This is a genomic window from Chroococcidiopsis thermalis PCC 7203 (genome assembly GCF_000317125.1).
Classification (GTDB): Bacteria; Cyanobacteriota; Cyanobacteriia; order Cyanobacteriales; family Chroococcidiopsidaceae; genus Chroococcidiopsis; species Chroococcidiopsis thermalis.
Window position 1 is genome coordinate 3,762,972 of sequence record NC_019695.1, and the last position, 25,904, is coordinate 3,788,875.

29 protein-coding genes are annotated in these 25,904 nt (G+C 45.2%); 19 read left to right on the plus strand and 10 right to left on the minus strand.

Going from position 1 to position 25,904, the window contains the following annotated elements:
• Positions 1-21: 21 nt before the first annotated feature.
• From CHRO_RS16485 to CHRO_RS16495, 3 genes are all read left to right on the plus strand, one after another.
• Positions 22-387: a papain fold toxin domain-containing protein gene (locus CHRO_RS16485; RefSeq protein ID WP_015155368.1), complete on the plus strand. Its 366-nt coding sequence runs from the start codon at positions 22-24 to the stop codon at positions 385-387.
• Positions 388-400: 13 nt separating this feature from the next.
• On the plus strand, positions 401-763 hold the full coding sequence (locus CHRO_RS16490; protein ID WP_015155369.1) for a hypothetical protein: 363 nt from the start codon (positions 401-403) through the stop codon (positions 761-763).
• 265 nt (positions 764-1,028) lie between these two features.
• Positions 1,029-3,344: a cbb3-type cytochrome c oxidase subunit I gene (locus tag CHRO_RS16495; RefSeq protein WP_041463214.1), complete on the plus strand. Its 2,316-nt coding sequence runs from the start codon at positions 1,029-1,031 to the stop codon at positions 3,342-3,344.
• On the opposite strand, the gene CHRO_RS16500 is transcribed toward CHRO_RS16495, so the two are convergent.
• Together CHRO_RS16500 and CHRO_RS16505 are read right to left on the minus strand one after the other, a co-directional pair.
• Positions 3,341-4,600 (minus strand): sensor histidine kinase, encoded by a 1,260-nt coding sequence (locus tag CHRO_RS16500; RefSeq protein ID WP_015155371.1) that lies wholly within the window; start codon positions 4,598-4,600, stop codon positions 3,341-3,343. The genes CHRO_RS16495 and CHRO_RS16500 overlap by 4 nt on opposite strands.
• A complete protein-coding gene (locus CHRO_RS16505) occupies positions 4,597-5,274 on the minus strand; it encodes a response regulator transcription factor (RefSeq protein WP_015155372.1) in 678 nt (225 codons plus the stop codon). Before CHRO_RS16505 ends, CHRO_RS16500 begins: the two co-directional genes overlap by 4 nt.
• A 126-nt stretch (positions 5,275-5,400) precedes the next feature.
• Between CHRO_RS16505 and CHRO_RS16510 the strand changes: the two genes are divergently transcribed.
• Positions 5,401-5,589, plus strand: a complete 189-nt coding sequence (locus tag CHRO_RS16510) for a hypothetical protein (RefSeq protein WP_015155373.1) — start codon at positions 5,401-5,403, stop codon at positions 5,587-5,589.
• Between the two features lie 223 nt (positions 5,590-5,812).
• On the opposite strand, the gene CHRO_RS16515 is transcribed toward CHRO_RS16510, so the two are convergent.
• The 3 genes from CHRO_RS16515 to CHRO_RS16525 form a co-directional block, all read right to left on the minus strand.
• Positions 5,813-7,702 carry an ABC transporter ATP-binding protein gene (locus CHRO_RS16515; RefSeq protein WP_015155374.1) on the minus strand — a complete coding sequence of 630 codons (1,890 nt, stop codon included), beginning with the start codon at positions 7,700-7,702 and terminating at the stop codon, positions 5,813-5,815.
• A 212-nt stretch (positions 7,703-7,914) separates the two neighbouring features.
• Entirely contained in the window at positions 7,915-8,397 is a 483-nt protein-coding gene (locus CHRO_RS16520; protein ID WP_015155375.1) for a single-stranded DNA-binding protein, read from the minus strand.
• 102 nt (positions 8,398-8,499) lie between these two features.
• A complete protein-coding gene (locus CHRO_RS16525; RefSeq protein ID WP_015155376.1) occupies positions 8,500-11,052 on the minus strand; it encodes a mannose-1-phosphate guanyltransferase in 2,553 nt (850 codons plus the stop codon).
• Between the two features lie 214 nt (positions 11,053-11,266).
• Between CHRO_RS16525 and CHRO_RS32390 the strand changes: the two genes are divergently transcribed.
• The 4 genes from CHRO_RS32390 to CHRO_RS34410 all read left to right on the plus strand — a co-directional run bounded on the left by CHRO_RS32390 (position 11,267) and on the right by CHRO_RS34410 (position 12,980).
• On the plus strand, positions 11,267-11,452 hold the full coding sequence (locus CHRO_RS32390) for a hypothetical protein (RefSeq protein ID WP_181824184.1): 186 nt from the start codon (positions 11,267-11,269) through the stop codon (positions 11,450-11,452).
• Positions 11,453-11,474: 22 nt separating this feature from the next.
• On the plus strand, positions 11,475-11,666 hold the full coding sequence (locus CHRO_RS16530; RefSeq protein WP_015155377.1) for a hypothetical protein: 192 nt from the start codon (positions 11,475-11,477) through the stop codon (positions 11,664-11,666).
• Positions 11,663-12,601 (plus strand): cobalt-precorrin-6A reductase, encoded by a 939-nt coding sequence (locus tag CHRO_RS16535; RefSeq protein WP_015155378.1) that lies wholly within the window; start codon positions 11,663-11,665, stop codon positions 12,599-12,601. The genes CHRO_RS16530 and CHRO_RS16535 overlap by 4 nt, the downstream gene beginning before the upstream one ends.
• A gap of 244 nt (positions 12,602-12,845) precedes the next feature.
• Positions 12,846-12,980 (plus strand): hypothetical protein, encoded by a 135-nt coding sequence (locus CHRO_RS34410; RefSeq protein WP_015155379.1) that lies wholly within the window; start codon positions 12,846-12,848, stop codon positions 12,978-12,980.
• A 152-nt stretch (positions 12,981-13,132) separates the two neighbouring features.
• On the opposite strand, the gene CHRO_RS16545 is transcribed toward CHRO_RS34410, so the two are convergent.
• The 3 genes from CHRO_RS16545 to CHRO_RS16555 form a co-directional block, all read right to left on the minus strand.
• A complete protein-coding gene (locus tag CHRO_RS16545; protein WP_041463216.1) occupies positions 13,133-13,741 on the minus strand; it encodes a 2OG-Fe(II) oxygenase in 609 nt (202 codons plus the stop codon).
• A 99-nt stretch (positions 13,742-13,840) separates the two neighbouring features.
• Entirely contained in the window at positions 13,841-14,266 is a 426-nt protein-coding gene (locus CHRO_RS16550; protein WP_015155381.1) for a type II toxin-antitoxin system VapC family toxin, read from the minus strand.
• A complete protein-coding gene (locus tag CHRO_RS16555) occupies positions 14,263-14,523 on the minus strand; it encodes a hypothetical protein (protein ID WP_015155382.1) in 261 nt (86 codons plus the stop codon). The genes CHRO_RS16550 and CHRO_RS16555 overlap by 4 nt, the downstream gene beginning before the upstream one ends.
• A gap of 287 nt (positions 14,524-14,810) precedes the next feature.
• Between CHRO_RS16555 and CHRO_RS29725 the strand changes: the two genes are divergently transcribed.
• On the plus strand, positions 14,811-14,990 hold the full coding sequence (locus tag CHRO_RS29725; RefSeq protein WP_051033245.1) for a GNAT family N-acetyltransferase: 180 nt from the start codon (positions 14,811-14,813) through the stop codon (positions 14,988-14,990).
• Positions 14,991-15,143: 153 nt separating this feature from the next.
• Positions 15,144-15,338 (plus strand): heavy-metal-associated domain-containing protein, encoded by a 195-nt coding sequence (locus CHRO_RS16565; RefSeq protein ID WP_015155383.1) that lies wholly within the window; start codon positions 15,144-15,146, stop codon positions 15,336-15,338.
• Here the strand turns inward: CHRO_RS16565 and CHRO_RS16570 are convergent.
• A complete protein-coding gene (locus CHRO_RS16570) occupies positions 15,316-16,221 on the minus strand; it encodes an alpha/beta fold hydrolase (protein ID WP_015155384.1) in 906 nt (301 codons plus the stop codon). The two genes, CHRO_RS16565 and CHRO_RS16570, sit on opposite strands and share 23 nt — an antisense overlap.
• Positions 16,222-16,301: 80 nt before the next feature.
• Between CHRO_RS16570 and CHRO_RS16575 the strand changes: the two genes are divergently transcribed.
• From CHRO_RS16575 to CHRO_RS16595, 5 genes are all read left to right on the plus strand, one after another.
• Positions 16,302-16,538 carry an AbrB/MazE/SpoVT family DNA-binding domain-containing protein gene (locus CHRO_RS16575; protein ID WP_015155385.1) on the plus strand — a complete coding sequence of 79 codons (237 nt, stop codon included), beginning with the start codon at positions 16,302-16,304 and terminating at the stop codon, positions 16,536-16,538.
• Positions 16,532-16,864 carry a type II toxin-antitoxin system PemK/MazF family toxin gene (locus tag CHRO_RS16580; RefSeq protein WP_015155386.1) on the plus strand — a complete coding sequence of 111 codons (333 nt, stop codon included), beginning with the start codon at positions 16,532-16,534 and terminating at the stop codon, positions 16,862-16,864. Before CHRO_RS16575 ends, CHRO_RS16580 begins: the two co-directional genes overlap by 7 nt.
• A 57-nt stretch (positions 16,865-16,921) precedes the next feature.
• Entirely contained in the window at positions 16,922-17,134 is a 213-nt protein-coding gene (locus tag CHRO_RS16585) for a type II toxin-antitoxin system VapB family antitoxin (RefSeq protein ID WP_015155387.1), read from the plus strand.
• The gene (gene vapC, locus CHRO_RS16590; RefSeq protein WP_015155388.1) at positions 17,121-17,522 is read left to right on the plus strand and encodes a type II toxin-antitoxin system VapC family toxin; all 402 of its coding nucleotides are present in this window, start codon (positions 17,121-17,123) and stop codon (positions 17,520-17,522) included. Before CHRO_RS16585 ends, vapC begins: the two co-directional genes overlap by 14 nt.
• Positions 17,523-17,590: 68 nt before the next feature.
• The gene (locus CHRO_RS16595) at positions 17,591-18,565 is read left to right on the plus strand and encodes a tyrosine-type recombinase/integrase (RefSeq protein WP_015155389.1); all 975 of its coding nucleotides are present in this window, start codon (positions 17,591-17,593) and stop codon (positions 18,563-18,565) included.
• A gap of 75 nt (positions 18,566-18,640) precedes the next feature.
• On the opposite strand, the gene CHRO_RS16600 is transcribed toward CHRO_RS16595, so the two are convergent.
• Entirely contained in the window at positions 18,641-19,792 is a 1,152-nt protein-coding gene (locus CHRO_RS16600) for a tyrosine-type recombinase/integrase (RefSeq protein WP_015155390.1), read from the minus strand.
• A gap of 398 nt (positions 19,793-20,190) precedes the next feature.
• On the opposite strand from CHRO_RS16600, the gene CHRO_RS16605 reads away from it, so the two are divergent.
• From CHRO_RS16605 to CHRO_RS16620, 4 genes are all read left to right on the plus strand, one after another.
• Positions 20,191-20,775 carry an endonuclease dU gene (locus CHRO_RS16605; RefSeq protein WP_015155391.1) on the plus strand — a complete coding sequence of 195 codons (585 nt, stop codon included), beginning with the start codon at positions 20,191-20,193 and terminating at the stop codon, positions 20,773-20,775.
• A gap of 140 nt (positions 20,776-20,915) precedes the next feature.
• Positions 20,916-24,590, plus strand: coding sequence for a hypothetical protein (locus CHRO_RS16610; RefSeq protein WP_015155392.1), 3,675 nt, complete (start codon positions 20,916-20,918; stop codon positions 24,588-24,590).
• 285 nt (positions 24,591-24,875) lie between these two features.
• Positions 24,876-25,547: a DUF998 domain-containing protein gene (locus CHRO_RS16615; protein ID WP_015155393.1), complete on the plus strand. Its 672-nt coding sequence runs from the start codon at positions 24,876-24,878 to the stop codon at positions 25,545-25,547.
• A 28-nt stretch (positions 25,548-25,575) separates the two neighbouring features.
• Positions 25,576-25,815, plus strand: coding sequence for an element excision factor XisI family protein (locus CHRO_RS16620; protein WP_219335940.1), 240 nt, complete (start codon positions 25,576-25,578; stop codon positions 25,813-25,815).
• Positions 25,816-25,904 lie beyond the last annotated feature (89 nt).

Below are 25,904 nucleotides of genomic sequence, written 5' to 3' on the forward strand. Positions count from 1 at the left end.
GCTGCTTGACCAAACTGCATCATGACCAGCGCTAATCTTCATTGTCAACTGAGCGCGATCGCTAAACAGTTCCAGATTTTTGAATGTGTTCCCTGCGCCATTGCTCTGCGCCAATTCCTCATTGAGCAGCGTGTTTTTGGCAAACAGATTAGCCTTTTTACAGGTAGTATAGAAGATCCATTCTGTAACATTTATCACGAACGCCTCCAACAAAATATCTCCGTCAACGGACGACATGAAGCTATCTCTGTTGAAATTGACGGACAAGAGCTGATTTTTGACAACATCCATCCCGAAGGAATTTCCAAAGTAGACTGGATTGATAACCTCTACTGTCCCGCTCAGGACTTAGGTGGCAGCTTCCAAATTACTGAAACTGCATTTTAAGCTGGAGGAACAAATGATTGATTTGTACGATCTCATTCGCAATATCCAGAAACGTCCTGCTATGTATTTGGGACAAGCTTCCGTGTCCAATCTCCGCACTTTTCTGGCAGGCTACTGCTTTGCTCGTCGCCAACTAGGAATTCCTCAAACTTCACAAGAACAGCGATTTGCAGAATTTCCAATTTGGATTCAGCAAAAATTTAATCTAACTTCCAATCAAACCTGGGATCGGATTGTAATGTTTTTCTCTCAGGACGATCGTGCTGCCCTAGAACAGTTTTTCCAGCTGTTTGATGAATTTGTTCACGAGCATCCTATTGAACTTCAAGCAGATACAAAAACCAATCCGATCGCGGCTGCAAGGACTCAAGAATAATAACAACTGAAGTAGAAACAGGTGCGAGCGCTTTGTCCTCATAATGTGAGTATGATCGTCGATGTCGATCCGCTCAATTTGATGTGATTTGTCTCATCCAAGGATCGAACTATGAGCTAGCTCAGAGATACTAGCGAGCAAGTTTGTCAAACTAAAAGTACGACCAAGATGAAGGTTGCGAGTGCGAATGTGGGTTGAACTGAGTTCGACTTGCACGATTCGATTTGCGATCGGCATTCTTTTATCTTTATTTGGAGGTGCGGCAATGACTGATTCTATATCGGTGAATGGCGATCGCGCCGCAACTGGAGGGCGATCGCTCAGCCTACCTGCCTGGTTAGTACTCATCTGCATCATTGCCTTTACGACTTTGCTAGCTGCCGGAGCAGCGATCTGGAAAAATGCCCCACCCGTCCCCGATGTGGTGCAATCCCCGCAGCAAGAAATTATCCTGACACGAGCCGAGATCCAAGCGGGACAAGAAATCTATCTAGCTCGCGGCGGGCAACACATTGGCAGTATTTGGGGACATGGCAGCTATCTCGCGCCCGATTGGACGGCTGACGTGCTGCATCGCTGGGGATTAAGCACTGCTGGCGTTCTCTATAACAGTCAGCCAGATTTTTCTCAAGCAGACTTGGATGCTTTACCCGCTCCCGAAAGAGCCAGTTTGGCAGCAAGGGTAAGCGAGCAGTTCAAGACCAACCGCTACGATCCCCAAACCCGCACGCTACTCCTGACGGATGCTCAAACTCAAGGCTTGAAACAAGTTTTTCAAGATTATCAGCCACTTTTAGCGCATGGTTCTGCCATCCACTCTATTCCTGATGGCTGGTTCAAAGACGATACCCAAATTCGCAATGTCACTGGCTTCTTTGCCTGGACTGCTTGGGCAGCTTCTGCCAATCGCCCCAATGCTCCTTTTTCCTATACGGCGAATTGGCCCGCCGATCGCCTAATTGGTAATCAAGCTCCAGGACAGTTTATCACCTGGTCGATCCTATCTGTGGTGGTTTTGATTGCGGGTATTGGCGTGTTTCTATTTATCTACCTGACGCAAGAAGAAACAGATGAAGTCCAGCCCGTTCCGGCTCGTCCAGCCGTCCGCATTCCTACGCCCAGCCAGAAAGTAACCTCGCTATTTTTTGGCGTGGCGATGACATTGTTTCTGGTGCAAATTTTAATGGGGATGTTTACCGCGCACTATGCCGTGGAAGGGGAAGGATTTTACGGTATTCCCCTGATGCAATTCCTTCCCTATGCTGCCTCGCGCACCTGGCATCTGCAACTCGCTCTGTTTTGGATTGCTACCTGTTGGTTAGCGGCTGGATTGTATTTTGCGCCTCGGTTCGGTCAACACGAACCCAAGCATCAAGCCTTGGGCAATACCGTTCTGCTGGGAGCGTTGGCGATCGTAGTGGTCGGCTCGATCGTTGGCACTTGGCAAGCCGTGACAGGGGTGCTGGACGTAAAAGATAGCTTCCTTTGGGGACATCAGGGCTACGAGTACATTGAATTAGGGCGAGTTTGGCAACTGCTGTTGATTGGCAGCATGGTCTTTTGGTTGTGGCTGCTGTACCGTGCCTTCAAGCCTGCCCTGAAACAGGAAAAAACTCCGACGGGGTTAAGTCACTTTTTCCTCTACAGTGCAATTACGATTCCTCTGTTTTATTCGGTGGGGTTAGCCTACACCAACCACACATCCCTGAGCATTGCAGAGTATTGGCGCTGGTGGGTGATTCACTTATGGGTGGAAGGTTTCTTCGAGGTGTTTGCGACAGTGGTAATTGCCTATTTGTGTAGCGAACTGGGATTCCTCAAGAAATCCTCGGCATTACGCGCCACCTATCTCACCACGATTCTCTATTTAGGCAGTGGGGTAATCGGTACATTGCACCACCTATACTTCTCCGGTACGCCGACATTTATTGCCGCGATGGGAGCGGTATTTTCGGCGCTGGAAGTCGTACCCCTGACACTGATTGGCTTTGAAGTCTTGAAGACCCTAAGACTATCTCAGGAAGCAGAAGGGTTTTACCGTTGGCCGCTACGCTTTTTCATTGCCACCTGTTTCTGGAATTTAATCGGTGCGGGAGTGTTTGGCTTTTTAATTAACCCTCCGATTGTCTTGTATTACTCTCAAGGACTGAACACGACTCCAATTCACGCCCATTCTGCTTTGTTTGGCGTGTATGGTTGTTTAGCTCTAGCGCTGATGTTGTTTGCCTTGCGGGAATTTGTGCCAGAACAGGCTTGGAACGAGCGGCTCTTGCGTTTTAGCTTCTGGACGATTAATGGCGGTTTAGTTGGAATGCTAGTTTTAGGACTAATTCCCAATGGCTTCTACCAATTGGCGCAGTCGATCGAACACGGCACTTGGTATGCTCGTAGTGCTGAGGTGATTAGTAGCCCGTGGATGCGATGGACTGTATGGTTGCGGATTCCAGGTGATATTATTTTTGCGATCGGTGCGTTGACAATGTTTGTGTTTACGATGAGAGCGATCGTTGCTGTCTTTCGCTTTCCGGTCAAAACGACACAATCGGAGTTACCAAATAAGGCAATTGAGGTATTGCGCTAAGACATCACTGAGAATGACAGGGGTAAAACGACTGTGAAAGTCGTTCCCTGCCCCAGTTCGCTGTTGACATAAATCTTGCCTGAGTGCTGAGTTGTAATTGTCTTGGCGATAGCTAAACCCAAGCCATAGCCGCTTGAATGATAGGAGCGAGCCTCATCTGCCTGCCAAAAGGGATCGAAAATTCGATCCCTATCTTCTGTCGCAATGCCAATTCCAGTATCTCGAACGTCAACTTGAATCTGCGTGCCTTGAGTCCGCGCTGTTACCCAAATTCGCCCGCCCTTTGGGGTGTATTGAATTGCATTGCCAATTAAGTTAGAGAATAGTCGATTGATATGAGCGATGTCTCCCAATACATATAGCCCTGAAGTTAAATCTGATGTTAGGAGAATTTCTTTTGCTTGAGCTTGGGGTTCAAAGGACTCTACTAAACTTTTTAATGTTGGCTCCAGATCTAAAGGGGCTTTTGCTGAGTGGGGTATCTGTTGAGTTTGGTCGGAGCGGGCGAGAAAGAGCAAATCCTCAATCAGGTTTGTCATTTGGTCGGCAGCCCAGGCGATCGCTGCTATTCTTTTTTTATCCGCAGCATGAATTCGCTCTGGATGATTTAAAATCAAACCGATATTACTTTTAATCACTGTCAAAGGGCTTCTTAGTTCGTGAGAAGCGTTGGCAGTAAACCATTTGACTCGCATCAGACTTTGTTCGATCGGTTGCACTGTTTGGCGCGTCAGCCAATATCCACCCAATCCACACAATCCCAGTTCTGTAAGCAGACCGAGACTCAACCGCCAGCGCCACTTTTCCAGCAACTCATCCACTGTTCTGAGAGATTTACTGACTCGAACATAGCCCTGCAATTGTCCTGCTCTTTGAATGTCAGGACTACGAACGGCGATCGTTAACTGGCGTAACTGCCCAATTTGCTGCACCGAGTCAGACACTTGGGGGGGCAGCGACGATCTACGCCTTCCCTGTGTTGCCAAGGGTTTACCATTAGCATCGAACCATTCCAATGTCACGCCGCGAATTTCTAAATCATCCCAAATATCATCATTCAAATCGATCTGAGGATGCTTCTGCTTGCCTAGACTCAAGGCTGCAATTCTTGCCATAGCCGTCAGTTGCTGGTCTAAATCCCAGTAGAGACTGCGAGCAAATAACCAATAGGTCACTCCCGCAAACGCACCTAATAGCACTGCCATAATTGCCAAATACGTGCCAAACAAGCGGTATCTAAGAGCTTTTGAATTCACGATCGCTCCTTGAGGCGATAACCCAAGCCGTGGACTGTTTGGATTGCGTCTTTCGGGACTCCTACGTTTGTCAGCTTATGGCGCAGGCGCTTAATGTGCGCCCTCACGACTTCTTCATTCGGCGAATCTTCTAATGCCCAGAGGCGATCCAAAAGCTCAGCTTGGCTGAAGATCCGCTGGCGATTGCGCAAAAACAATTCCAGCATTTGATATTCTTTGGAGGTGACATTAACTGCTTGGGAGCCATAGGTGACAGCTAAGGTGCTGGGGTCTAACTTTAACTCTCCCCAACTGAGAATCGGTTGTCGCCCCGGACTATCTCGACGTAACAAGGCGCGGATGCGGGCTGCTAATTCGTTGACATCAAAAGGTTTAATGACGTAATCATCAGCCCCACTATCCAAACCGACAATCTTATCAGCAGAGGAGTCCCGTGCTGTCAGCATCAAAATTGGTTTTCCATAACCAGAACTACGCAGACGCTTGCAGAGACTAATGCCATCGAGCTTAGGTAGCATCAGATCTAGCAAAATCAAGTCGTAGTCGAAAGCCTCCGCCTGTTGCCAACCAGCTTCTCCATCGAGGGCAATATCTACGACATAATGCTGGTCTTGCAGCACGTCTGCTAATGTCTCCGCAATCAGTTCGTTATCCTCGACTACTAAAATACGCATCGTTTCGATCTCGATCGCATTTAAGTTTCACAAATTAGTCACATTCGTTGCCTATGCTTACGTTATAGCTGAATCTTAGAACTTGGCTAACGAATAATAAAAATTATTTCGGCTTGGAGTTACGTAATGCTGAGCGAAATTACCTTAAATCCCACCTTATCCGAGCAAACATCTGAATGCCACATCGGTGAATGTCTCATCGATCGCGCTGAAATCGATTGCTATCCCTACGCGACTCGGGGAGTTTTGTTTGGAATTCTCTTTGGGAGTCTGTTTTGGGGGGCGATCGCTGGTGTCTTCATGCTACTACTGTAAAATATCTTAAGCTTGACTAACTCGCTAGCGATCGCGGGAACTCAAAAGCGAGAACAGCTACTTTTATGTTGTTACCAGTCAAAAATTACCGATTTCAGATATCGATCTCCCGATCTTTCAGGGTTTGCTGTCTTTCCTACTTTCAAAAAGAGATTTTAATGCATTAATTAAGGTGGGCAATGCCCACCCTACTAATAACTAGATAAACATTACTGATAACTGGTCACTGCTCCCCGATCGCTGATATATGTTGCTGGCGTTGGTGAATTCTTTCTGGCGAACCCGTAGGGATCGAAGCGATTAATTTGCGCGTGTATTCTTGTTGCGGTTGGGAATAAATTGTTTCTGCACTTCCCTGTTCTACAAGTTGTCCCTGATTCATCACCAAAATGCGATCGCTCATGAATTTTACCACGCTCAAATCGTGAGAGATAAATATATAAGTGAGCTTTAATTCTTGTTGTAATTCTTTTAAAAGATTGAGTACCTGTGCTTGTACCGACACATCTAATGAGGAAACAGATTCATCGCAGATAATAAATTTAACTTCAGGATAAAGAGCTAGCGCTCTAGCAATACAAATTCGCTGCCGTTGTCCGCCAGAAAATTCATGAGGATAGCGGTTCATCAATTTAGGTTCTATCCCAACTTTAGCTAAAAATTCTGCGGCTCTTTCTCGTCGCTGTCTCGTTGTCTTACTCGTGCCATGAATCCACATTGGTTCCATCACTGCATCGCCAATCTTCATCCGAGGATCGAGAGAACTATATGGATTTTGAAACACGATTTGCATTTCGCGGCGGAGTCGCTGTAACTGTTCGCCTTTAAGTGTGGTGACATCTTTGCCAGCAAAAAAGATTTTCCCGCCCATCGGTTGAATCAGCCGTAAAATCGTTCTCCCCAAAGTTGTTTTGCCGCAACCAGATTCACCGACTAATCCTAAAGTTTCTCCTGGATAAACTTGAAACTCAACGTTATTTACTGCCATGAAATAGCGCTTTGCTCGACCGAAACTTCCTCGAATGGGGAAGCCAACTTGAAGATTTTTGACTTCTAACAGAGGTGGCTGTTGTTGTAATTGCTCTACCCGTTGGTGAGTGGCTTCTGATGGAATTAAAGCGGGATAATGCGGTTGTTTTGACTCAATTTCCAATTCTCCTGTAGGGGTTTCCCTCACGGTCATGAAGTCGGCAACTGTCAGGAGTTTTTGCGGTCGGGAATCTAGCGCCGGACGACAGGCTAATAAGCCTTTCGTGTAAGGGTGTTGGGGTTGGGAAAAAATCTGCTCTACTGCACCGTACTCGACAATTTTCCCCTTGTACATCACCGCGATCGCATCGGCAATTTCTGCCACCAATCCCAAGTCGTGGGTAATAAACATCATCGACATCTGACGGCGATCGCGCAATTCCCGCAACAAGTCCATAATCGTCGCTTGTACGGTCACGTCTAGGGCTGTGGTAGGCTCGTCAGCAATCAAAATGGCGGGATTGCAGGAAATTGCCATTGCAATTGTCACCCGCTGTAATTGCCCTCCTGATAGCTCGTGGGGATAGCGATCGAGTATGGCGAGTTTTTGTTGGTTGACCCAGGTTTGAATTTCCCTTGACGATGCATTTGGCTGCTTGACGGTGGCGAAATATTTCTGTTGTAACTCTTCGTCACTGGGTAAAAGTTTGACTTCCTGCAACCGTGCCGTGGCTTGACGACGGGCTTCAGCTTGAGATACGTTTTGATGCAAGCGAATGGCTTCAGTTAATTGAAACCCAATTGTAAAGACTGGGTTGAGGGCGCTCATCGGCTCTTGAAACACCATTGCCAAGCGATCGCCCCGATATTTCTGCATCTGGGCAGAAGATAGTTGCAATAAATCTACTGCCTGCCCGTCTGCTGCCCAAAATTTGATTTGTCCCCCCGTCACCTTCCCAGGAGTCGGAATCAGTCCCATCATCGCCAAGGACGTGACTGATTTTCCCGAACCCGATTCCCCTACAATTCCCAGGGTTTGCCCCCGCTTCAGTTCAAACGAAATGCCGTTAACAGCTTTAATGAGTCTATTGTCATCTGTAGCAAACTCTACGTGTAAATCGCGAACTGTGAGGACATCACTCATAGGAGTTAGCGGGGCGATCGATAAATTAACTGGATCTTAACAGCACCGCTTGGTAGTTGGTAATTGGTAATTGGTAGTTGGTGAGTTAAGCAAGAGGCGAGAGACGAGAGAAATAACTCGTGAATGTTTGAATTCTTCTGGCTCCTGACTCCTAGTTTTTGACTTTTAACTTTTGCCTTTTGACTTCCCCATTACCCATTACCCATTACCAGTTAAAACGGAATATCATCCTCATCGACTTCTACAGGCGCTTTGGGTGACTCTTGAGGTGCGGCTACGGCGACAGGGGTGGGTTGTCTTTCGACTGGCGCTGAAGCACGCGGCTGGGGCGCTGGTGGGGTGTAGCTACTTGTTTCTTCCCGTTCGGTGGCGGAAGACATGAGGTTAACACCATCCAGCCTGTGAATGCGTTGTGCGGTTAATTCAGCGCGTTTCTCTTTAAAGCCCTCTTGTCGCTCTACAGTATTCATACCTAAACGACCTTCAATAATGACGCGATCGCCTTTGTGGTAGTTTTGCTGAATTTCGTCTGCCATTTTGCCCCAACCGACAACTCTTAGAGTCGCTGGGGGGTCTTCTGCCCGTAGCCCAGGAATACTAACCATCATTTCGGCGATCGCCAGCAGGTTGTCGTTATTGACGTGACGTAGTTGCGGCTCTTCTTTAATTTCTGCCATCAAAATACAGCTGTTCATGTCTTCGTCTCCTTTGTGTAGGGTGTAGGGAGTCGTTATTGGTGGTTGAAAGTAGACGGTTAACCGTCTACTTTCAACTCACTTCTCCTTTATACTTCATCCCTATCTTGCCTCTAGTCCTTCAAGAGATGAGACGGATGGCTCCACTCCTTGTTCTTGTTCCACGAACTCTTGAACGCGGTGGCGGTATTCCCGCAGGGATTCATCTATCCAATCTCGATCGTTACTATTTGCGAACAAATGTACCACTGGTTCCCCTGCATCTGGCAAGATCAAAATCCAATTATCTTCATGGCGATCGAGAATCTTTACACCGTCGGTCAGTTCGAGTCTTTCTGCTGGATGGGTTTCGACGAGATGGCGCATCAAAGCTCCCTTGACCGTCCAAGGACACCGGACTGTATAAGATTTGTGGTAGACGCGGGGGAGTTCGGTGCGAATAGCGGCAAGCGATCGCTCTTGAATGGTCAGCATTTCGATTAGCTTGGCAATGCAGAACATCCCGTCGAACCCTGGATGTAATTGCGGGAAAATAAAGCCTGTTTCTCCACTTCCGCCTAAAACTACATTTGGCGTGCGACGGCATTCTTCCATTAAGGCGGTGGGGTTTGCCTTGGTACGAATGATTTTCGCATCGTGGCGACGGGCAATTTGCTCGACAGCGCTAGAAACGTGAACGGGTACGACGACAGTGCCTCTGGGGTGTGCTGTCAGCATCATGTTGACCATCAAAGCCGTCAGCATTTCACCCCGAATTGGGATACCTGCTTCATCTACTAAGGTCATTTGTTCGCCATTCGCAGATACCTGCACGCCGAAATTAGCTTTGAGTGCTTCGACGACGTGACCGAGTTGCATCAGTAATGCTTCTTTCTCTACGGCACTGACGGCGGTTGGTTTGAGGCTAGCATTTAACACCACTGCATCGCAGCCAAATTTAGCTAGCATTTGCGGCAGGACTGCCCCAGTCACCGCATAAGAGTAGTCGATCACGACTTTAGAGTTGCTGTGGTGAACCGCTTCGACATTGAGGTGCTTTTCAAAGGCAGTGCAGTAGGTAGATACCATTTGGGTCGGATAGACGACATTACCGATTTCGTGAATTTGTACGCGCCGCAGGTCTTCTTTGAAATAAGCTCCTTCAATTTTCTTTTCTAGAGCTTTAGAAATATTGATGCCTTTGGGGTCGATAAATTCAATCAAAATGTAATCTGGGCGATCGGGATGCACTCTTACGTGAATGCCTCCAGACACTCCCATTGTTGAGATTACAGTTCGCGCCATTGGAATTGCAGTCGCATCGAGATTTTGAATGTTGATCCCGACCGACATCAATCCCGCAATTAGCGATCGCGTGACCATGCGAGAAATACTGCGCTGGTCGCGGGAAACCGTTACCTGCGCCCCTGGTTTTAATGTCGAACCATAGGCGGCTCCCAGTTTGACGGCAAATTCGGGTGTAATGTCAATATTTGCCAATCCCGTCACGCCTCGCTGACCGAAGAGATTGCGCTGAGCGGTGTGACCCCAAATTAAGTTAATATTTAGCGTTGCGCCCGATTCAATTTGCTTGCTGGGCCAAACTCTGACGCTGGAACTGATCAGGGCTTCTTCTCCCACGGTAGAGAGAGAGCCTACTACCGCGCCTTCAAGGACGTGGGCGCGACGGTCTACCCGCGTACCGCGAGAAATAACGCAGGCTCTCAAGTGCGCCTCATCTCCAATCAGCGCTCCATTCCAGACAATCGGGCGCTTCAGGTTGGCATCAGCGCCAACGGTAACGTTGTCGCCAATGACCGTACCCGCAGAAATTTGAACTCTGGCTCCAATGCGGCAATTATCACCGATTAAACAAGGGGCTTCTAGGCTGGCAGTCGGATCGATGTGAGTATTTTGTCCTATCCAGATTCCTGAAGACCGCTCTTCGTAGGCATAGTCGAGTTTGACTTTGCGATCGAGTGCGTCGTACTGACTTTCTCGATAGGCATCTAAGTGACCGACATCGCACCAGTAGCCTTGAGCAATGTAACCGTACATTGGCTCGTCTTTTTCCAATAATAAGGGAAATAATTCTTTAGAAAAGTCACTTTCTTGATTTTCTGGCAGATATTCCAATACTTCTGGTTCCAAAATATAAGTACCAGTATTTACCGTGTCGGAAAAAATTTCGCTAGAAGAAGGTTTCTCTAAAAAGCGGCGGATGCGTTGCGATTCATCTGTAATTACTACACCAAATTCAATTGGGTTGGGAACGCGGGTTAAAACTACAGTGGCTTTCGATTTTTTCTGTTTGTGAAATTCTATGGCTGCGGTGAGGTCAAAATCTGTGATGCTGTCACCGCTAATCACTAAAAACGTGCGATCGAGCAATTCTGCGATATTTTTGACGCAGCCTGCCGTTCCTAGCGGCTGATCTTCCTCAACGGCATAAGTCATCTGTACGCCAAAGTCGCTACCATCTTGAAAGTAGTCGCGCATTACGTCAGGTAAGTAGTGTAGAGTGGCAATCACTTCTGTAATCTGATGCCGTTTGAGCAGATTAATAATATGTTCTGCGATCGGTCGATTCAGCACTGGAACCATCGGTTTAGGAAGATCGCAAGTCAGCGGTCGAAGCCGCGTTCCAGATCCTCCAGCCATCAGTACTGCGCGCATAATTCCTCCTTAGATGTTCCACCCATTAGTGGTGTAAAGCCAACACTTCGAGCAACGCTAGTCTTTATCTAGTTTCCTATGTCTCTCCCACTTGCGGCACTCCCACAGGTTACATCCCACCAACAAACTCGATGGATTCTACCTACCACGCTTTCCAACTAATCATGCTACGGGCATTCAAGCAACTGCAATAGCGCTAGAAGCGGTATCAATTGTGTCAGCTAAACTGGGAGAAGGTGTGGAGTGTAGGGCGTGGGGTGTGAGGACAAGGGAGACAAGGGAGAGGGGGGAGACAAGGGAGAGGGGGGAGACAAGGGAGAGGGGGGAGACAAGGGAGACAAGGCAAGCAGAGGAGAAATTACCGATCGCTGGTCACTGGTCACTGATAACTGATAACTGATAACTGTAGAGGTAGATGCGGAATGAGTAGTTTAATTACTTTGTTATTAGTCTTAGCTTATGGCGGTGGTGTTTGGAAGTTCTGGACTGGATTTCACCGCACAAATTTCTCTCGCTCTTTTACTAACAGGCTAAGATTATCTCTACTGTGGCCTGCTTTGATCGTGGCAAATAAGTCTTATCGCCAGAATTTTAGAAGAGCGCTGAAGGGATGATGGAAAGGAGACAGAAGGGGGACAAGGAAGACAAGGGGGATAAGGGAGAGATTCACTCTCAAATCCGAAATCTAAAGTCTAAAATTTCCCTCACTCCTCAACGCCAGATCTTTCAAGTCGAGGAACCGCAAGAGCGCACTGGCTCCTCGTCACTCCTCACTCCTCTGTGGCTCATTGGTGGAACGCAGGAAAGCGCTCAATTGGCTGAGGCGATCGCACGGGCTAATTTGCCGTGTATAATTTCTGTCACAACGGAATCAGCTCGCGCGCTCTACCCCGATGCGGCTTGTCTGCAAGTACGGGTGGGGCGTTTTACCTGTTTGGAGATTGAAGCATTTGTACAACAGCAAGGGATAATTGGCGTATTGGATGCTTCCCATCCCTATGCTGTAGAAATTTCCCAAAGTGCGATCGCGGTTTGTCAAAAGTTGGGAATTCCCTATTTGCGGTACGAGCGTCCTGTTTTCAAGGGAGTAGGGACGGGCTGGGAGCTGGGAGCAGAGGAACGAATAGATGGTTTTGAATCTTTGCTGTCGGGGGACTACTTACAGGGACAAAGGGTGTTACTAACTGTAGGTTATCGACCTCTGCATCTGTTTCAATCTTGGCAGGATAAGGCAACTTTATTTGCTCGCATTTTACCTAGTGCGATCGCATTAGAATCTGCTTTGAAGGCTGGGTTTGCTAACGATCGCTTAATTTGTCTGCGTCCACCAATTTCGGCAGCTTTGGAGGCGGCTTTGTGGCGACAATGGAATATTTCTGTAGTGGTGACTAAAGCTTCTGGTGCGCCTGGGGGAGAGGATGTGAAGCGGACTGTGGCTGCTGAATTAGGGATCGATTTAATTACGATCGCTCGCCCAAATATTGAATATCCGCAGCAAACTAGCGATTTATCAGTGGCTCTAGATTTTTGCCGTATGTTATTTGGATAATTGAGGATTGGTGGCGGGCGATCGCAACTTTCCTAGTTTTGTTACTTTTTTGTTCCAGTTCTGTCACTTTTTTTAAGTTAAATTGTAGTCGAATGTGAAATCAAAGTTCCAGTTCTATAACTTTGTTTCCTATCTTTTTGTTTTCAAGCAAGTTGTAAGTACTCGCTTCAAATTTATATGCAGTTTAGTAGAGGAATACGGTAAAAGTATAGCTATATAATCCTAACATTTAGGAGGAATTTTCATGAATTCATACATTTTCTTTGAAAGTGCGCTTCAGCTTTTAGTAATAGCTTATCTCATCTCAGTGATGCTATTACTTACAGTTGCTAAAATTGGTTTAGCCGTCATTGAAACTATTGAAGACGCTCAAGACTAGTGGCAATAAGAAGAGATACGTCAACTCGACTAGAGTACATCGATTTGATGCCCAAATTGTGAAAATTCTACCCAGTTATACCCCGAGGCGATCGCTTATCAATGACGCTCGATCCCACGTTTATACCCAAGCAACAACCAGCATACCCAAAACTACTTTTTTCTCTTTGAAGACTGATTCACTCTTGACTCGACAGTAAACTTTGGGATTTCCCGCAGTTCAGACTCGCTCAAACTATACTGTTCGCAAACTAAGCTGAGGCGCTTTCCTGGGGTTTGTACGGGATTGACGGAATGGGTTAAATTGCCTTGAAAGTAAAGTAAGGTATTGACTTGTGGTTTAATCTGTCCGACTTGACGTTTATCGCAGCGCAATACTAATTCTCCCCCTTGCATATCTGGTGGTAGTTGCACGTAGAGGACGCTGACAACAGCGGGTGGTTCGATAGTTTTACAATAGGAACGTAAGGAGCGATCGATATGCGGATCGACACGGGAGCCTGCGGTTAGGAGTAAGGGATTGAGGTAAAAGGCATTACAATCCGATCGCAGGGCTAGATTGATATATGGTTTGAAGTAAGGAAATTTTTGTTCTACTTCTGCTATTCCAGCACGTTGAAATACTACAGAAAATCCTTTGGTTCCTACAAAGTCACGGTTGAGATTGTTGGTAGTAAAGTAGGGACACGCTTGAATTTCTCCCCATAAGTCGTTGAGGTAGTTGCTGGGAAAGCAAGCTGGTTGTTGGTGGTAGTATTTCAGTTTCACAAGAAACAGAGAGTAGGGGGAAAATTCGGAATTCGGAATTCAAGACTTTTGACTTTTTTATTTATACCCAGTATGCGGGATTAATACCCAAATTTAACTGGGACGAAAGACGCGATCGAATGGCTGCTTGCGGTAGCGTCTGTAGATGTCGAAGTCTGCATCTAATGTGGCGATCGCGCTGATATCCAATCTTTCTGATATAGTCACCAAAGTAAGATCGGCAAAGTCTGGCTTCAGATCGGCATACTGAAGATTTAATTCTACGATACGGGTGAAATCGTTTGGTTGCAGGTGTTCGATCGCAATTATTTCCTGTGCGACCATGAGCAATAGGTCATTTTGTACCAGTGGATTTCGCGGTAGTAAGTGTAGAGATTCCGTGATGCAAGCTACCGTTGTCAACATGATACTGGTAGAGTTCATCATGAATGGATAGACTTGAGCGTGATAGCGATCGTTCCGATTAAAGAAAGCAACGAGTATACCCGTATCTACCAGAAAAATCGGATAATAGCTCATTCTGGATTTTCTTCCAGCAATCGTTTGGCAATATAGCGTTTACGCGCTTTCCGTTCTGACAAATCTGGCACTCCATCAAATAAGTGGGGTTCTCTTCCCATCCGTTCTGCTAGTGTTTGCTTACCAGCTTGCAGGCTTAACCACTTCTGATTGATGATTCTCCTTATTGTCTCGCTTCTATCTGCTTGTTCGTGCGCCACAATCTCAGCTAGCCGCGCCTCGGTTTCTGCGTCTAGTCTGACAGCTATTAGTCCCATGTTTGTACTCCTGTTTGTTATACAAGTATAACGCAAGCGATCGCGCTTGGATACGATGCTTTGCGTTGTTGTAGAGCGAATACATCAAATGCATACCTAAATAGAAAACAAAATACCCAAAACCTAAAGTGCGAGGAGAAAATCTGATGTAGCGATATGCGATCGCGATCGCCAGGTGGTAGGGTTTTAAAGTATGGAACCGTTTGCTACATACACCCATGCTTTCGACCATGTAGGTGTACTAGGAACTTATGTAGATCTGTCATACTAGAAAGCTATTTGCAGTCATGTTTGAGGCTTCACGCCTGAAGGGATATGAGAAAATATTCACATTCATTCATGCAGATAACACAGCAGCTTTAACGACATATCTCAACCAAGGTTTTCAGATTGTCGGTACGGCAAAAAGACATGCCAAGATCGATCGAATCTATCTAGACGAAATTATTGTCGAACGATTTTTGTAGAAATTGAGCAGTGGTGAGAATTATCAAATTTCAAGCGATCGCTCTACTAGAGTACGTCCTGCTTATACCCAGAAATTGAGATTTATACCTATATATTCAACTTGAAGCATAAATCTGATACTCTAAACTTGAGTAGAATTCAGTTTTATAGTTATGTCACTACAACTGAAGGTTCCGAGTATTGTCTGTGATGGCTGTGCAGAAACAATTACCAAAGCGGTTAAATCTGTGGATGCAGATGCTCAAGTTGATGTGGATGTCTCGGCTAAGACTGTTAAAGTGGAAGGCGCACAGTCTGAAGAGTCCATTAAACAAGCTATTACGGCTACTGGTCACACGGTAGAGTAGAATCGACAAATTCTAAAATGTGTTGTGCTGTCATTTGTGGCTGTTCTAGATGAGGAACGTGTCCGCAATCTTGAATCCAAATCAGTTGACTTTGGGCGATCGCGCGTTTAAATCTAGAAGCATCGGTAGTACCCAAGATCCGATCGTCTTTTCCCCATAAAATTAGTGTTGGTGGTTGGATTTGGTTAAGTCTGTTTTTAAAGGAACTATATCCACCACTCTTGGTAAAAGCAATTAACGCCTGACTCCACTGAGAACATTCTAAATGCAGTGCGGCGCAGACTTGAGCGTCAATGGAAGCAAGTGTCTTATTTTTATAAGCAGCACGACTAATACTATGACGGATTCTAGGATTTTTTAAAAACTCAGTCGCTAAACGATCTAGTGGTGGAAACATATATTTACTCATCACCGAACCACCAGCTACTCCAGCACTATCAATTAAGACTAACTTTTGCACCGCATCTGGATATGTCAGCGTGAAATCTATGGCTGCTGCGCCTCCCATCGACGCACCCACTAAAATTACAGGCTTTTGAATCAGAGTTTTCCAGAAATAATATAGATGAGTCTTAATCGTATCGGGAGTAATCTTAACTCCTGCAACTCTGTCGGTAAACCCAAAACCGAATAAATCTACTGCCCAAGTTTCGTGATGAGCTGCTAATAGTGGTAATAATCGACGAAACTCTAACACGGAACTATCAAAACCGTGAATTAATAATATGGGGATTTCTCCACTACCTTGTCTGACGTAGGTCGTTGCGATCGCTTCTGGAGATAATGGAGTGGCGATCGCCTGTTGCTGTATATTCTGAGCTAATGCGATCGATGTCGCTTCAGTGAGTTGCGTGACAAGCTGGGGAAGAAATTGGGCAAACATACAAATTGTTTTCTATTTCGATCTTAAATTGTAATTCAATATTGATATACTTTGTATATCCAAAGTATAGCTATAAGACAATGCGAAGTTCAATCGGTAAATGGGGAAATTCGCTGGGATTGAGGATACCCAGACATATTGTAGAAGAATTATCTCTGCATCCAAATGATGAAGTTGAGTGTCGCGTTGAAAAAGGTAGATTGATTGTTGAGGTCGTACACAAGCGCAAATACACCTTAGAGGAATTGCTTTCTCAAGAGATGGAACCCGAACCAGAAATCGACTGGGGTAAACCTATGGGTGAAGAAGCGTGGTAGAAGTTCCAGCGCGAGGTACTTTCATTTGGCTGAATTTTGAACCGCAATCTGGACGCGAACAAATGGGTAGAAGACCTGCTTTAGTTGTTAGCCATACAGCTTTTAACCGCAAGCGTGGTTTTGCGTTCGTTTGTCCCATCAGTAATACTAGGCGGAAAAATCCTTTTTATATTGCGATTCCAGAAGGTTTAGCTGTAACTGGAGTCATCATGTGCGACCAATTGCGATCGCTAGATTACCGCATCAGAAATGCAGAGTTTTTAGGTGAATGTCCTATTTCCCTACTAGAAGAAGTCTTACTCCGAATTCAACCGATCTTCTTGTAGAGAAAACTGGATTTTTTGTGTATAATACACTTAGATAAACACATTATACACATAAAAATGCGAACAAATATCGAGCTTGACGATACATTAGTTGAAGAAGCCTTTCGACTTACCAACGTCCGTACTAAAAAGGAACTTTTGCATCTAGCGTTGCAAGAATTAATTCGCTCTCAGAAAAAGAAAAATCTACTCGATTTGGCTGGAAAAATTGAGTTTTACGACGATTACGATCCCAAAGCACTCAGAACAAATCGCCATGCTGCTGATTGATACATCTGTTTGGGTAAGTGTATTTCGAGATAAAACAGGACTTGTACGCCAGCAACTTCAATCAATCATTAGCGATCGCGATGTGATTCTAACTCGTTTCAGCCAGTTAGAACTGTTACAAGGATGTCGAGACGATCGCGAGTGGAGACTACTACAAAACTATCTGCAAACCCAAGACTATGTTGAATTAGATGCTGAATCTTGGCAAGCTGCCGCACGTATATACTTTGAATTACGCAGACAAGGATTAACCGTGTGTAGTCCGATTAACTGCTGTATTGCTCAATTAGCTATAGACCATGCATTAACTCTAATTCATGACGATCGCGACTTTGAAGTTATTAGTAGCGTGCGATCGCTGCAACAAATCCGCTTTCAGCCAAAATAGTTGAAAACTCTAGACATATTGATATATGGAGGTTATAGTAGGTTGCGGAAAGGCGCATTATCGTAACCATGAGCCAATTAAGTCGGCTGACAGCCCCTAAATCGAGTTTCAACATTCAACCCCAAGAAGATATTTTGGGAAATTTATTGGCAAATAAGCGCAGCGAAAATACTCGTCGCGCCTATGCTAAAGATTTAAAAGATTTCTTCGTCACGATGGCAGGAGTTGAACCAGATCGCAATTTGATTGCCGAATTCCTGCAACTTTCTCGATTCAACGCCACAGCCTTAGTACTTAAATATAAGGCAGTTCTGATCGATCGCAATTTATCGGAAGCAACAATTAACCGTCGATTAGCCGCAATAAAATCTTTAGTTAACTACGCACGTCAAATTGGGATGTGCGATTACAGTTTGGATGATATTGCAGGAGAGAAGGTAAAGGCTTATCGCGATACGAGTGGAGTGAGTTTAGAAGCGTATCGTCAGGTGTTAGATATTGTCGATCGCAACTCGCTTAAAGGCAAACGCGATTATGCGATATTACGATTGCTGTGGGATAATGCCTTGAGACGCGGAGAATTAGTTAAAGCGAATGTAAGTGACTTCGATCCAGATAGGCGATCGCTAACTATATATGGAAAAGGTCGAGGCACTCAAGCCGAGACAGTCAGTTTATCTGAGTCTACAGTAGCAGCATTACAAGAATGGTTGTGCGAACGCGGTAAAGCTAAGCGTAACGAACCATTATTTATTGCACTCGATCGCGCCAGTTACGGGCATCGTCTCACGGGTACTGCTATATATAAGATCGTACAGGCAATGGCAGAAACAGCAGGATTGAAAAAACGCCTCAGTCCCCACAGAGTTAGACACTCTGGAATTACAGCTGCATTGGATGCAACAGGTGGAAACGTTCGCATGGTACAGAAATTATCTCGTCATGCCAGGTTAGATACATTAATGGTTTACGACGACAATCGCCAAAATCACCAAGCCGAAGTCACTGGATTATTAGCAGCATTGATTGAAGGAGAATCGTAGGGGCGGGTTTAGCAGATAAATTAATAACTCCAACAGCAAATCTTCATTCAAAACCCGCCCGTACAGAGGGAAAAATTACCCATTAGCGTACAAATCTGGAAGCACAGAAACAGACGGAATATACTCAGCATAATCGCGATCGAGAGATTGCAGATCGCAACCAGTAATTTGAGCCACCACAGCCGGATTTACACCCGCACTCAAACACATACAAATAAACGTGTGTCTTGTATTAGAAGGTTTGCGATATTCTACACCAGCCAACTCCAACATTTTCACCCAAGCACGGTTGCGAAAATTGCGATCGTCAATTGGCAATCCTTCAGGACTCGGGAAGATAAGATCTTCTAGTAAATAATTTTCGGGTTTTCTAGTTTGAAGCAATAATCTAATTCTGTCATTTAAGGGAATAGAGCGAACTTTATTTGTCTGAGGGACACCCCGACTCATAGATTCTCCAATCCAAATACTTGACATATTAGAGTTAATATGCATCCAACGTAAAGCGATCGCCTCTGTAGTTCGTACCCCAGTTAAAAATAAAAATTCGACAAAATCGGCATAGTGTTTGTATTGAGGGTGAGTTTTGAAAGCAGCGAGAATTGCCTTAACTTCCTCTTGTGTAAATGGTTTGAGTGGTTGTTTGGGTGCTGACTCCACCTGCTTTTGTAAATCTTTCCAGGGGTTCGCTTCCACAAAACCCTTCGTTATTCCCCAACTCCAACAAGCACTGAGTAAAATCAGCCTTTCTTTCCTGGCGCGTTCGGCGTTCTTACTCTGAAGCCAAGCATTGAATTGTTCTACATGAGTTTGTAGAATTGCGATCGCGTTTTGTGCGGCTAGTAATTTCCGCGTCTCATCCTCTCGATAGTAAAACTGGTGCAGGTATTTCAGAGTTGTCTTGTACCGATCTAAACTTCTGGGATGTAAAGACTGAGACTTATACTCCATAAACTGTTGGAATAATTCGGCACAAGTAAGAAGTTGCGCGTCATTAACTGGTTTTTCAGCTAAGCTTTGGGGTTTGTATTTAGCCAGAGTGGTGTCAAAATTACCAGAAATCGCATCCAACTCAATTTGACGCGCCTTCAACTCTGCCAACATTCGACTCTCTTGAGTATCCGGCAATCCTAGAGATAAACAATACCGCTTTCCCGAAACTCGCCAACGCAGTCTCAACCTATCTTTAAAACTTTCTACAACAACCGAACCTTTACTTGCCTTCATTATTGGGTATTTATTTCGTGTTTTAGGTATACAAGCGAGAGGACAGGGACAACAAGCGCTAGAGAATATCAGGTATAGATTAAACTATTTGGGTATCAAAACGAGATATTCCAATGTAAAAATATTGATTGTTTAAGTTTGGGTATAAGTAGCATATTTTAGGTATTTAATTGACTGAATCTTCACTCGATCGCGTTTCAAGAGTTTTTCACCCAGGTTTGGGTATAATTCATGTATTCTAGGTATAAAACTGATTTTTTAAAATATTTAGGTATAGCATCCCAAATTTGGGTATTTTTTTGATGTAATCTAATCCTGAAAATATATTGCTTTGCACATCTATATTCATTTGCATAACTGCGTTTCAATAATTCTAGAAACGAAGTACTGCAAACCCAGTGAAACTAGAAACATTACTAGCACGCGATCGCACCATTCGCGTTATCGGTTTTGACGATGCGCCATTCGTGCGCCGACGCAGTAGCAGTGTCTCAATCGTCGGTGTTATTTGTGCAGAGACGCGATTTGAAGGGATGGTATGGGGAAAAGTGCGACAAGACGGCTGGAACGCTACAGATACAATCTGTCAGTTACTTTTAGGCAAAAAATTTCTGCCTCAACTCCACATATTGCTATTAGATGGAATCGGCTTTGGTGGCTTTAACATCATCGACTTACCCAAACTTGCAGACAAACTAAAAATTCCCTGCGTTACCGTCATGCGCCGACAACCAAACATGACAAAGATAGAAACAGCACTACAACGCTTACCCCAACCCCATCGCCGTTTAGAACTGATGCGCCGTGCGGGAAAAGTTCACGCATATCCGCCATTTTTCTTTCAAGTCTGCGGGGAAGATCCAGATGTTATCTCAGCTGTATTACAAAGATTAAGCGATCGCGGTCACGTACCAGAAGCCCTAAGATTAGCACATTTAATTGGTGCGGCAGTCGTAAAAGGAGAAAGCGGGAGTTCAGCTTAGCGCCTACTCTACGAGAACGCTGCGCGTATGCGTCTTTGCGCGACACGATCTTCGATCGCCAACTTAAAAACTAGCACATTTACCGAGAGTTAAATTTCCCTACAATCGGCATGATGAGGTATGCGCTGAGATAGCTAGCCATGACCTCACAACCAGAGCGAATCGAGATAAAACTAACAATACCAGCTACACAACCCCAGTTGTTAGAAGGATTAGATCTGTGGTTGCGCCTGGGGTTGCTTTCTGAAACTCAAGTTATCCAAATTTGTCGCACTTACCTAGTTTGTGCCTTACCCCTACCTGAAGTAACTCCTCAAGCAGACTTTATTACGACAACACAAGCAGAAACACCCGTTCCAATTAGAACTCGTCCCGCACCCATACTCAGCCGGATTTTATCTTCCTTGATGGAAGAAATTAGCGTCGTGTGGCTGCTATTTCTAGGCGTGTTCATGGTAGTCGTATCCTCTGGGGTACTAGCTGCGAGTCAGTGGCAGAACTTTTCCTCAGTCGGACAATATGCCATTTTATTCGGCTACACCTTAGCATTTTGGGTTGCTTGCTGGTGGACGCGACAACGACCGAATTTGAGTTTGACAAGCAGGATTTTACAAGTCACCACCCTATCCCTAATTCCAGTTAACTTCTGGGCAATCGATGGGTTTCAACTGTGGTGGGATGGATTGGGATTAATAGTAGGAGCGATCGCAATTTTAAGTTTATCTGCGATCGCCTGGATGTTACTGCAAGCTGCATTACCGATTAGAGTGAATACTCTTGCACTGAGTTGGCTGCAATTGGGTTGGATAATACCCGGGTTTCCCCTCATTGCTATTTATAGCGGTACGTTAGGGACAGCAGGAGTATTATGGCATCGGGTAGAAAAGCGTCAGGCAAGTTTAATTGATTTAGGGATGAATGGCGTTGTTCTGGCTATTTCCACCTTACTGCTTTTAGGTAGGGGAGTCCTACGTGCAGGCGTACCCATAGATGCAATTGGACTGGCGTTAGGGATTTGCGGCTGGGTACTTTGTTGGTTAACTCGCCGTCAGGTACAACCTCTATTGACTCGCACGGGTATCGGGTTATTAGTATTGGGTTGGATAGTCGCTGTCAATGTCGAACCACCTTGGCAAGCGATCGCAGTTAGTATTTTAGGTATCTGGTTATTAGCAAATCGTCTGCAAAGACTTTGGCAAGTATGGGATTTACTCGCCCTATTTTTTGTTGGATTGCAGGCTTACTGTTTGCTATGGCGGCTGATTCCCATTGCAGGGAGGCAACAAATTATTGCCTTGGCAACCCAAATCGCCGGAGGTTATTTATTCCCAGGAGAACTCATCGGGCTAGCGCTTTTTCCTTATATTATTGTCACCTTAATTGTTGCCTCGCGCCTCCGGCGTGCCTCTCAACCAAATTTAGCTAGTTATACCGAAGGCGTGGCATTGATTTTAGGAAGCGTTCTTGCTTTATTTAGTTTATTCAATCCCTTGGTGCGATCGCTCTACTTATTAGCTTCTACTCTTACCTTAATAATTGTCCTCCGTCAGCGTCCAACTCGCGCCGCATGGTTAATTTATCTCACGCACGTCACTGGAATATTAACTTTATATGCATGGATAGGCTGGAGTTTTCCCAATCTCAATTCTCAATTCTGGGCAGTTATTTTATTAATTGGGATGATAGCAGAATGGGGGTTTGCATGTAGGGGCGCACAGCCGTGCGCCCTTACGCATCCAATTTGGCAGCGCAGTGCGTGGTATATCGGCTTAGCCTTAGCAGGATTGAGTTATCCCCTACTCATAGAAACAAATTCATACTGGGGATTAATTTGGCTAGCCACTCCCACCTGTCTCACATTTCTCGGTAGTCGTACCATTCCTCAAGCAAGATTGGCAAGTTGGCTGAGTGTTGTTGCCTTACTTCTAGCCCAAATCCTAACTGAAGCTAGAGTAACTCCTTTATTAATAAGTACGGCAGTCGCCACCAGTTTAATGTTAGTCAATACGCAAAAATTGCGATCGCAACTTGCCGCAGCAATAACTATTGGATTTGGCTTGAGTTTTGCGGGAACTTGTCTGTGGCAAATTTGGGGGGTTCCCCTCAATTGGTTACCAACATGGATTGGCGTTGCTTTATGGGGGTTGTGGATGTTACGGCGATTTCTCCCCACGGGAATTTATACCCCAGCATTAGACGGTTGGGCGATCGCGCTGAGTATAATTAATTTAACTTTGCTAACTTTAGGTAGGCTAGAAGTTTACCCCATACAAGATTTATACATAATTTTTGCAGCACTTATAACCACAGGAGCAATTACTTATCGTAACTGGGAACAGCCGACAAATTTAGGTTTTTATGGGATTGCTTGGGGTACAGAATTAGTAGTAGCTAGTATCGTATGGTGGAGTGTACCGTCTTTTATAAATATTGCGATCGCTAATTTAGGATTAGGACTAGCAACGCAATTAGGTGGTGATTGGTGGGTACGTCGTTCTGCCTTACCTTACCTTTCTAGTTGGCACGTTATCTCGCTTATATATGCAGTCATAGGATTAATTTTCGCCCACTATACATTTACTGCCTACACAGGACTTTACACGTTAGCAGCAGCATTAGTAGGAATTGGTGTTGGAAGGCGTTTACCTCTGCTCAAACCAATTACATTTATATCTGTATTTGGTATTTCCTTTGCTGCTTACGAACTTTTAATTTATCAATTGATCCAATCCAAAGGAGGGCAAGCAGGGGATGGCATAGTCTTACTATCAACCCTAGCCTGTGCGATCGCAATTATCTATCGTTTCTGTTCTCGGTGGTTGCTATTCTATTGGAGACTTACATCTCAAGAATTACTCGTAATTACCCATCTTCACTGGGGAATTGGTAGTCTTTTTTCCTTATTAGCATTAGGAGTAAATTTAAGTAATTTTGGCAGCAATCTTTGGCTAGTGGTTACAGTAGCATTAGCAGCTTATGCAGCTTGGCAAGGACGGAATCGAAATTTCTGGGTTTATTTGGGAGTCATCCAATTAACAATTGCAATTGCTCACCTCTTGAATCGAATTTTACCCCTATCTGCATTCCTGGATTGGTCAGCCGCGATCGCTTGTGTCTACGCCTACCTTTTATACTCCTTACCTTGGCAAACTTGGGGATGGTCGAAACAACCTTGGCAGCGTTCTGCTACTGTTTTACCAGGGGCAATTGTCTTGCTTACATTTAGTGAAATTTCAATTCAAGGCTTATTTATCGTCGCTGCTTTTTACGCTTGGTTAGCAAGAGTAGAAAATAAGGTTCGTCTCAGTTATATAAGTATTGTTTTAGCTGATTGGGCAATTATTCGACTGATTCAAAATTGGCAGTTCACCGATCCTTTGTGGTATGTTTCCGTATTGAGTAGTTCGTTGCTATATGTTGTCCAAGTCGATCCAACATTGCGATCGCCTACCGAAAAGGAAAAGCGTCACATTCTCCGCACTTTGGCTGTAGGGTTATTTTGTTTAACGGCTTTATATCAATCAGATAACAGCTTGTGGCAAGGAATTTTAACTATCTTTCTGGGTGTAGGTTTAATTTTAGCAGGAATCGTATTTCGCACCCGCGCTTATTTATATGTTGGAACGCTAACTTTTATTACAAAAGTCTTGCGTCAGCTTTGGCTATTTATCGATAATTATTCTTTACTACTATGGGCAATTGGAATTGTAGTCGGATTGCTATTTATTTGGATTGCTGCCACATTTGAAGCGCGTCGCACTCAAGCGATCGCCTTGATGCAAACTTGGATTCGAGAATTAGAAAGCTGGGAATAAAGCTGTAATCTTACGGAAAGTTTCTAGCTAATCACCCCACACAAGGAGTTATACAAAAAGTTTTCGTATAACAGTCAAACGTGGGGTGTTATACGGAAAAAGTCCGTAGAAATAGCCTATATAAGATTAGATATACGGAAACTTTCCGTATAATAAACAGCTTAGACGGACATAGCAATGTCGCGACACCAAGAAGAATCATAGCAACCGATGGTGCCGCACTTATGTAGCGTAGTATGCGCGCAAGCAAAAAACTCAAAGCCAAAGTCGGCTCGGAGGTGAACAATGGTACGAAAGGTTTTGCTCGTCTGCGGTATCTTGTCTTCACTACTCTATGTTGCCACCGTCGTACTCGCAGCTATACGGTGGGAGGGCTATAGCTCCACCTCTCAAACCGTCAGCGAACTAATCGCTATCGACGCTCCGACGACACCACTCGTCGTTCCGCTTTTCATCACGTATTCCCTACTCGTGTACGCATTCGGAGTGGGCATCTGGCGATCATCGGCTGGTCGAAAGCGCGCTCTGCGCTTCGCGGCGGTCGGACTGGTCGGAAAGGAGGTTCTCGGCTTGGTAGTAACGCTATTTTTCCCGATGCACCTACGTGGGGTCGAGGGAACGCTTACCGATACCATGCACGCAATTCTCACGGGTGTGGGCGTTCTCTTCATGCTGCTCGCCATAGGGTTCGCGGCTACGGCATTCGGAAAGCGGTTTCGCCTCTACTCCATCGCGACAATCCTGATACTTCTCGTGTTTGGCATTTTGGCAGGTTTGGACGGTTCCCGGCTTACGGCAAACTTGCCTACGCCGTGGATGGGAGTTTGGGAGCGTATTAACATCTTTGGCTACATGCTATGGGTCGTGGTGCTGACCATCATGCTCTTACGCATCCAAGATACTGTAGCCCCAGATGACTCCGGCGGGAGAAGCAATTTTGGATCGGTTGGTTCTTGATGACCGAACCTCCCATCTAACAATCCCTTTGCACGCCGACCGTATAGGGCAGTATCTGGTTCTAGATCTAGGCTGGAATGGCGATAAATATCTCCATGCGACACCTAAACATCTGAGTGCGATCGGTGATAAAGTCTGGGTGCAATATGATGATACAGAAGAAAGTGTAGTCACCGATCTGATGGAAGCAGGTATTCCTAGAGAGAATATAGTGCTTGGTTTTCGACATCCAAAATTAGGGCAGCATACAGGTTTTGCTGTGGCATAACGCTCGAAAGTGGCGATCGCAACATCACAAGTCACTGAACGTAATGCTCTGAATTGGATTCGAGAATAGTCTGTTCCGCAAATTTTAGC

Bases quoted from the DNA above. Each gene is read 5' to 3' on its own strand.
- CHRO_RS16485 (WP_015155368.1), top strand. From the start codon at position 22: ATGACCAGCGCTAATCTTCATTGTCAACTGAGCGCGATCGCTAAACAG.
- CHRO_RS16490 (WP_015155369.1), top strand. From the start codon at position 401: ATGATTGATTTGTACGATCTCATTCGCAATATCCAGAAACGTCCTGCT.
- CHRO_RS16495 (WP_041463214.1), top strand. From the start codon at position 1,029: ATGACTGATTCTATATCGGTGAATGGCGATCGCGCCGCAACTGGAGGG.
- CHRO_RS16505 (WP_015155372.1), bottom strand. From the start codon at position 5,274: ATGCGTATTTTAGTAGTCGAGGATAACGAACTGATTGCGGAGACATTA.
- CHRO_RS16510 (WP_015155373.1), top strand. From the start codon at position 5,401: ATGCTGAGCGAAATTACCTTAAATCCCACCTTATCCGAGCAAACATCT.
- CHRO_RS16515 (WP_015155374.1), bottom strand. From the start codon at position 7,702: ATGAGTGATGTCCTCACAGTTCGCGATTTACACGTAGAGTTTGCTACA.
- CHRO_RS16520 (WP_015155375.1), bottom strand. From the start codon at position 8,397: ATGAACAGCTGTATTTTGATGGCAGAAATTAAAGAAGAGCCGCAACTA.
- CHRO_RS16525 (WP_015155376.1), bottom strand. From the start codon at position 11,052: ATGCGCGCAGTACTGATGGCTGGAGGATCTGGAACGCGGCTTCGACCG.
- CHRO_RS16530 (WP_015155377.1), top strand. From the start codon at position 11,475: ATGAGTAGTTTAATTACTTTGTTATTAGTCTTAGCTTATGGCGGTGGT.
- CHRO_RS16535 (WP_015155378.1), top strand. From the start codon at position 11,663: ATGATGGAAAGGAGACAGAAGGGGGACAAGGAAGACAAGGGGGATAAG.
- CHRO_RS34410 (WP_015155379.1), top strand. From the start codon at position 12,846: ATGAATTCATACATTTTCTTTGAAAGTGCGCTTCAGCTTTTAGTAATA.
- CHRO_RS16550 (WP_015155381.1), bottom strand. From the start codon at position 14,266: ATGAGCTATTATCCGATTTTTCTGGTAGATACGGGTATACTCGTTGCT.
- CHRO_RS16555 (WP_015155382.1), bottom strand. From the start codon at position 14,523: ATGGGACTAATAGCTGTCAGACTAGACGCAGAAACCGAGGCGCGGCTA.
- CHRO_RS29725 (WP_051033245.1), top strand. From the start codon at position 14,811: ATGTTTGAGGCTTCACGCCTGAAGGGATATGAGAAAATATTCACATTC.
- CHRO_RS16565 (WP_015155383.1), top strand. From the start codon at position 15,144: ATGTCACTACAACTGAAGGTTCCGAGTATTGTCTGTGATGGCTGTGCA.
- CHRO_RS16570 (WP_015155384.1), bottom strand. From the start codon at position 16,221: ATGTTTGCCCAATTTCTTCCCCAGCTTGTCACGCAACTCACTGAAGCG.
- CHRO_RS16575 (WP_015155385.1), top strand. From the start codon at position 16,302: ATGCGAAGTTCAATCGGTAAATGGGGAAATTCGCTGGGATTGAGGATA.
- CHRO_RS16585 (WP_015155387.1), top strand. From the start codon at position 16,922: ATGCGAACAAATATCGAGCTTGACGATACATTAGTTGAAGAAGCCTTT.
- vapC (WP_015155388.1), top strand. From the start codon at position 17,121: ATGCTGCTGATTGATACATCTGTTTGGGTAAGTGTATTTCGAGATAAA.
- CHRO_RS16595 (WP_015155389.1), top strand. From the start codon at position 17,591: ATGAGCCAATTAAGTCGGCTGACAGCCCCTAAATCGAGTTTCAACATT.
- CHRO_RS16600 (WP_015155390.1), bottom strand. From the start codon at position 19,792: ATGAAGGCAAGTAAAGGTTCGGTTGTTGTAGAAAGTTTTAAAGATAGG.
- CHRO_RS16610 (WP_015155392.1), top strand. From the start codon at position 20,916: ATGACCTCACAACCAGAGCGAATCGAGATAAAACTAACAATACCAGCT.
- CHRO_RS16615 (WP_015155393.1), top strand. From the start codon at position 24,876: ATGGTACGAAAGGTTTTGCTCGTCTGCGGTATCTTGTCTTCACTACTC.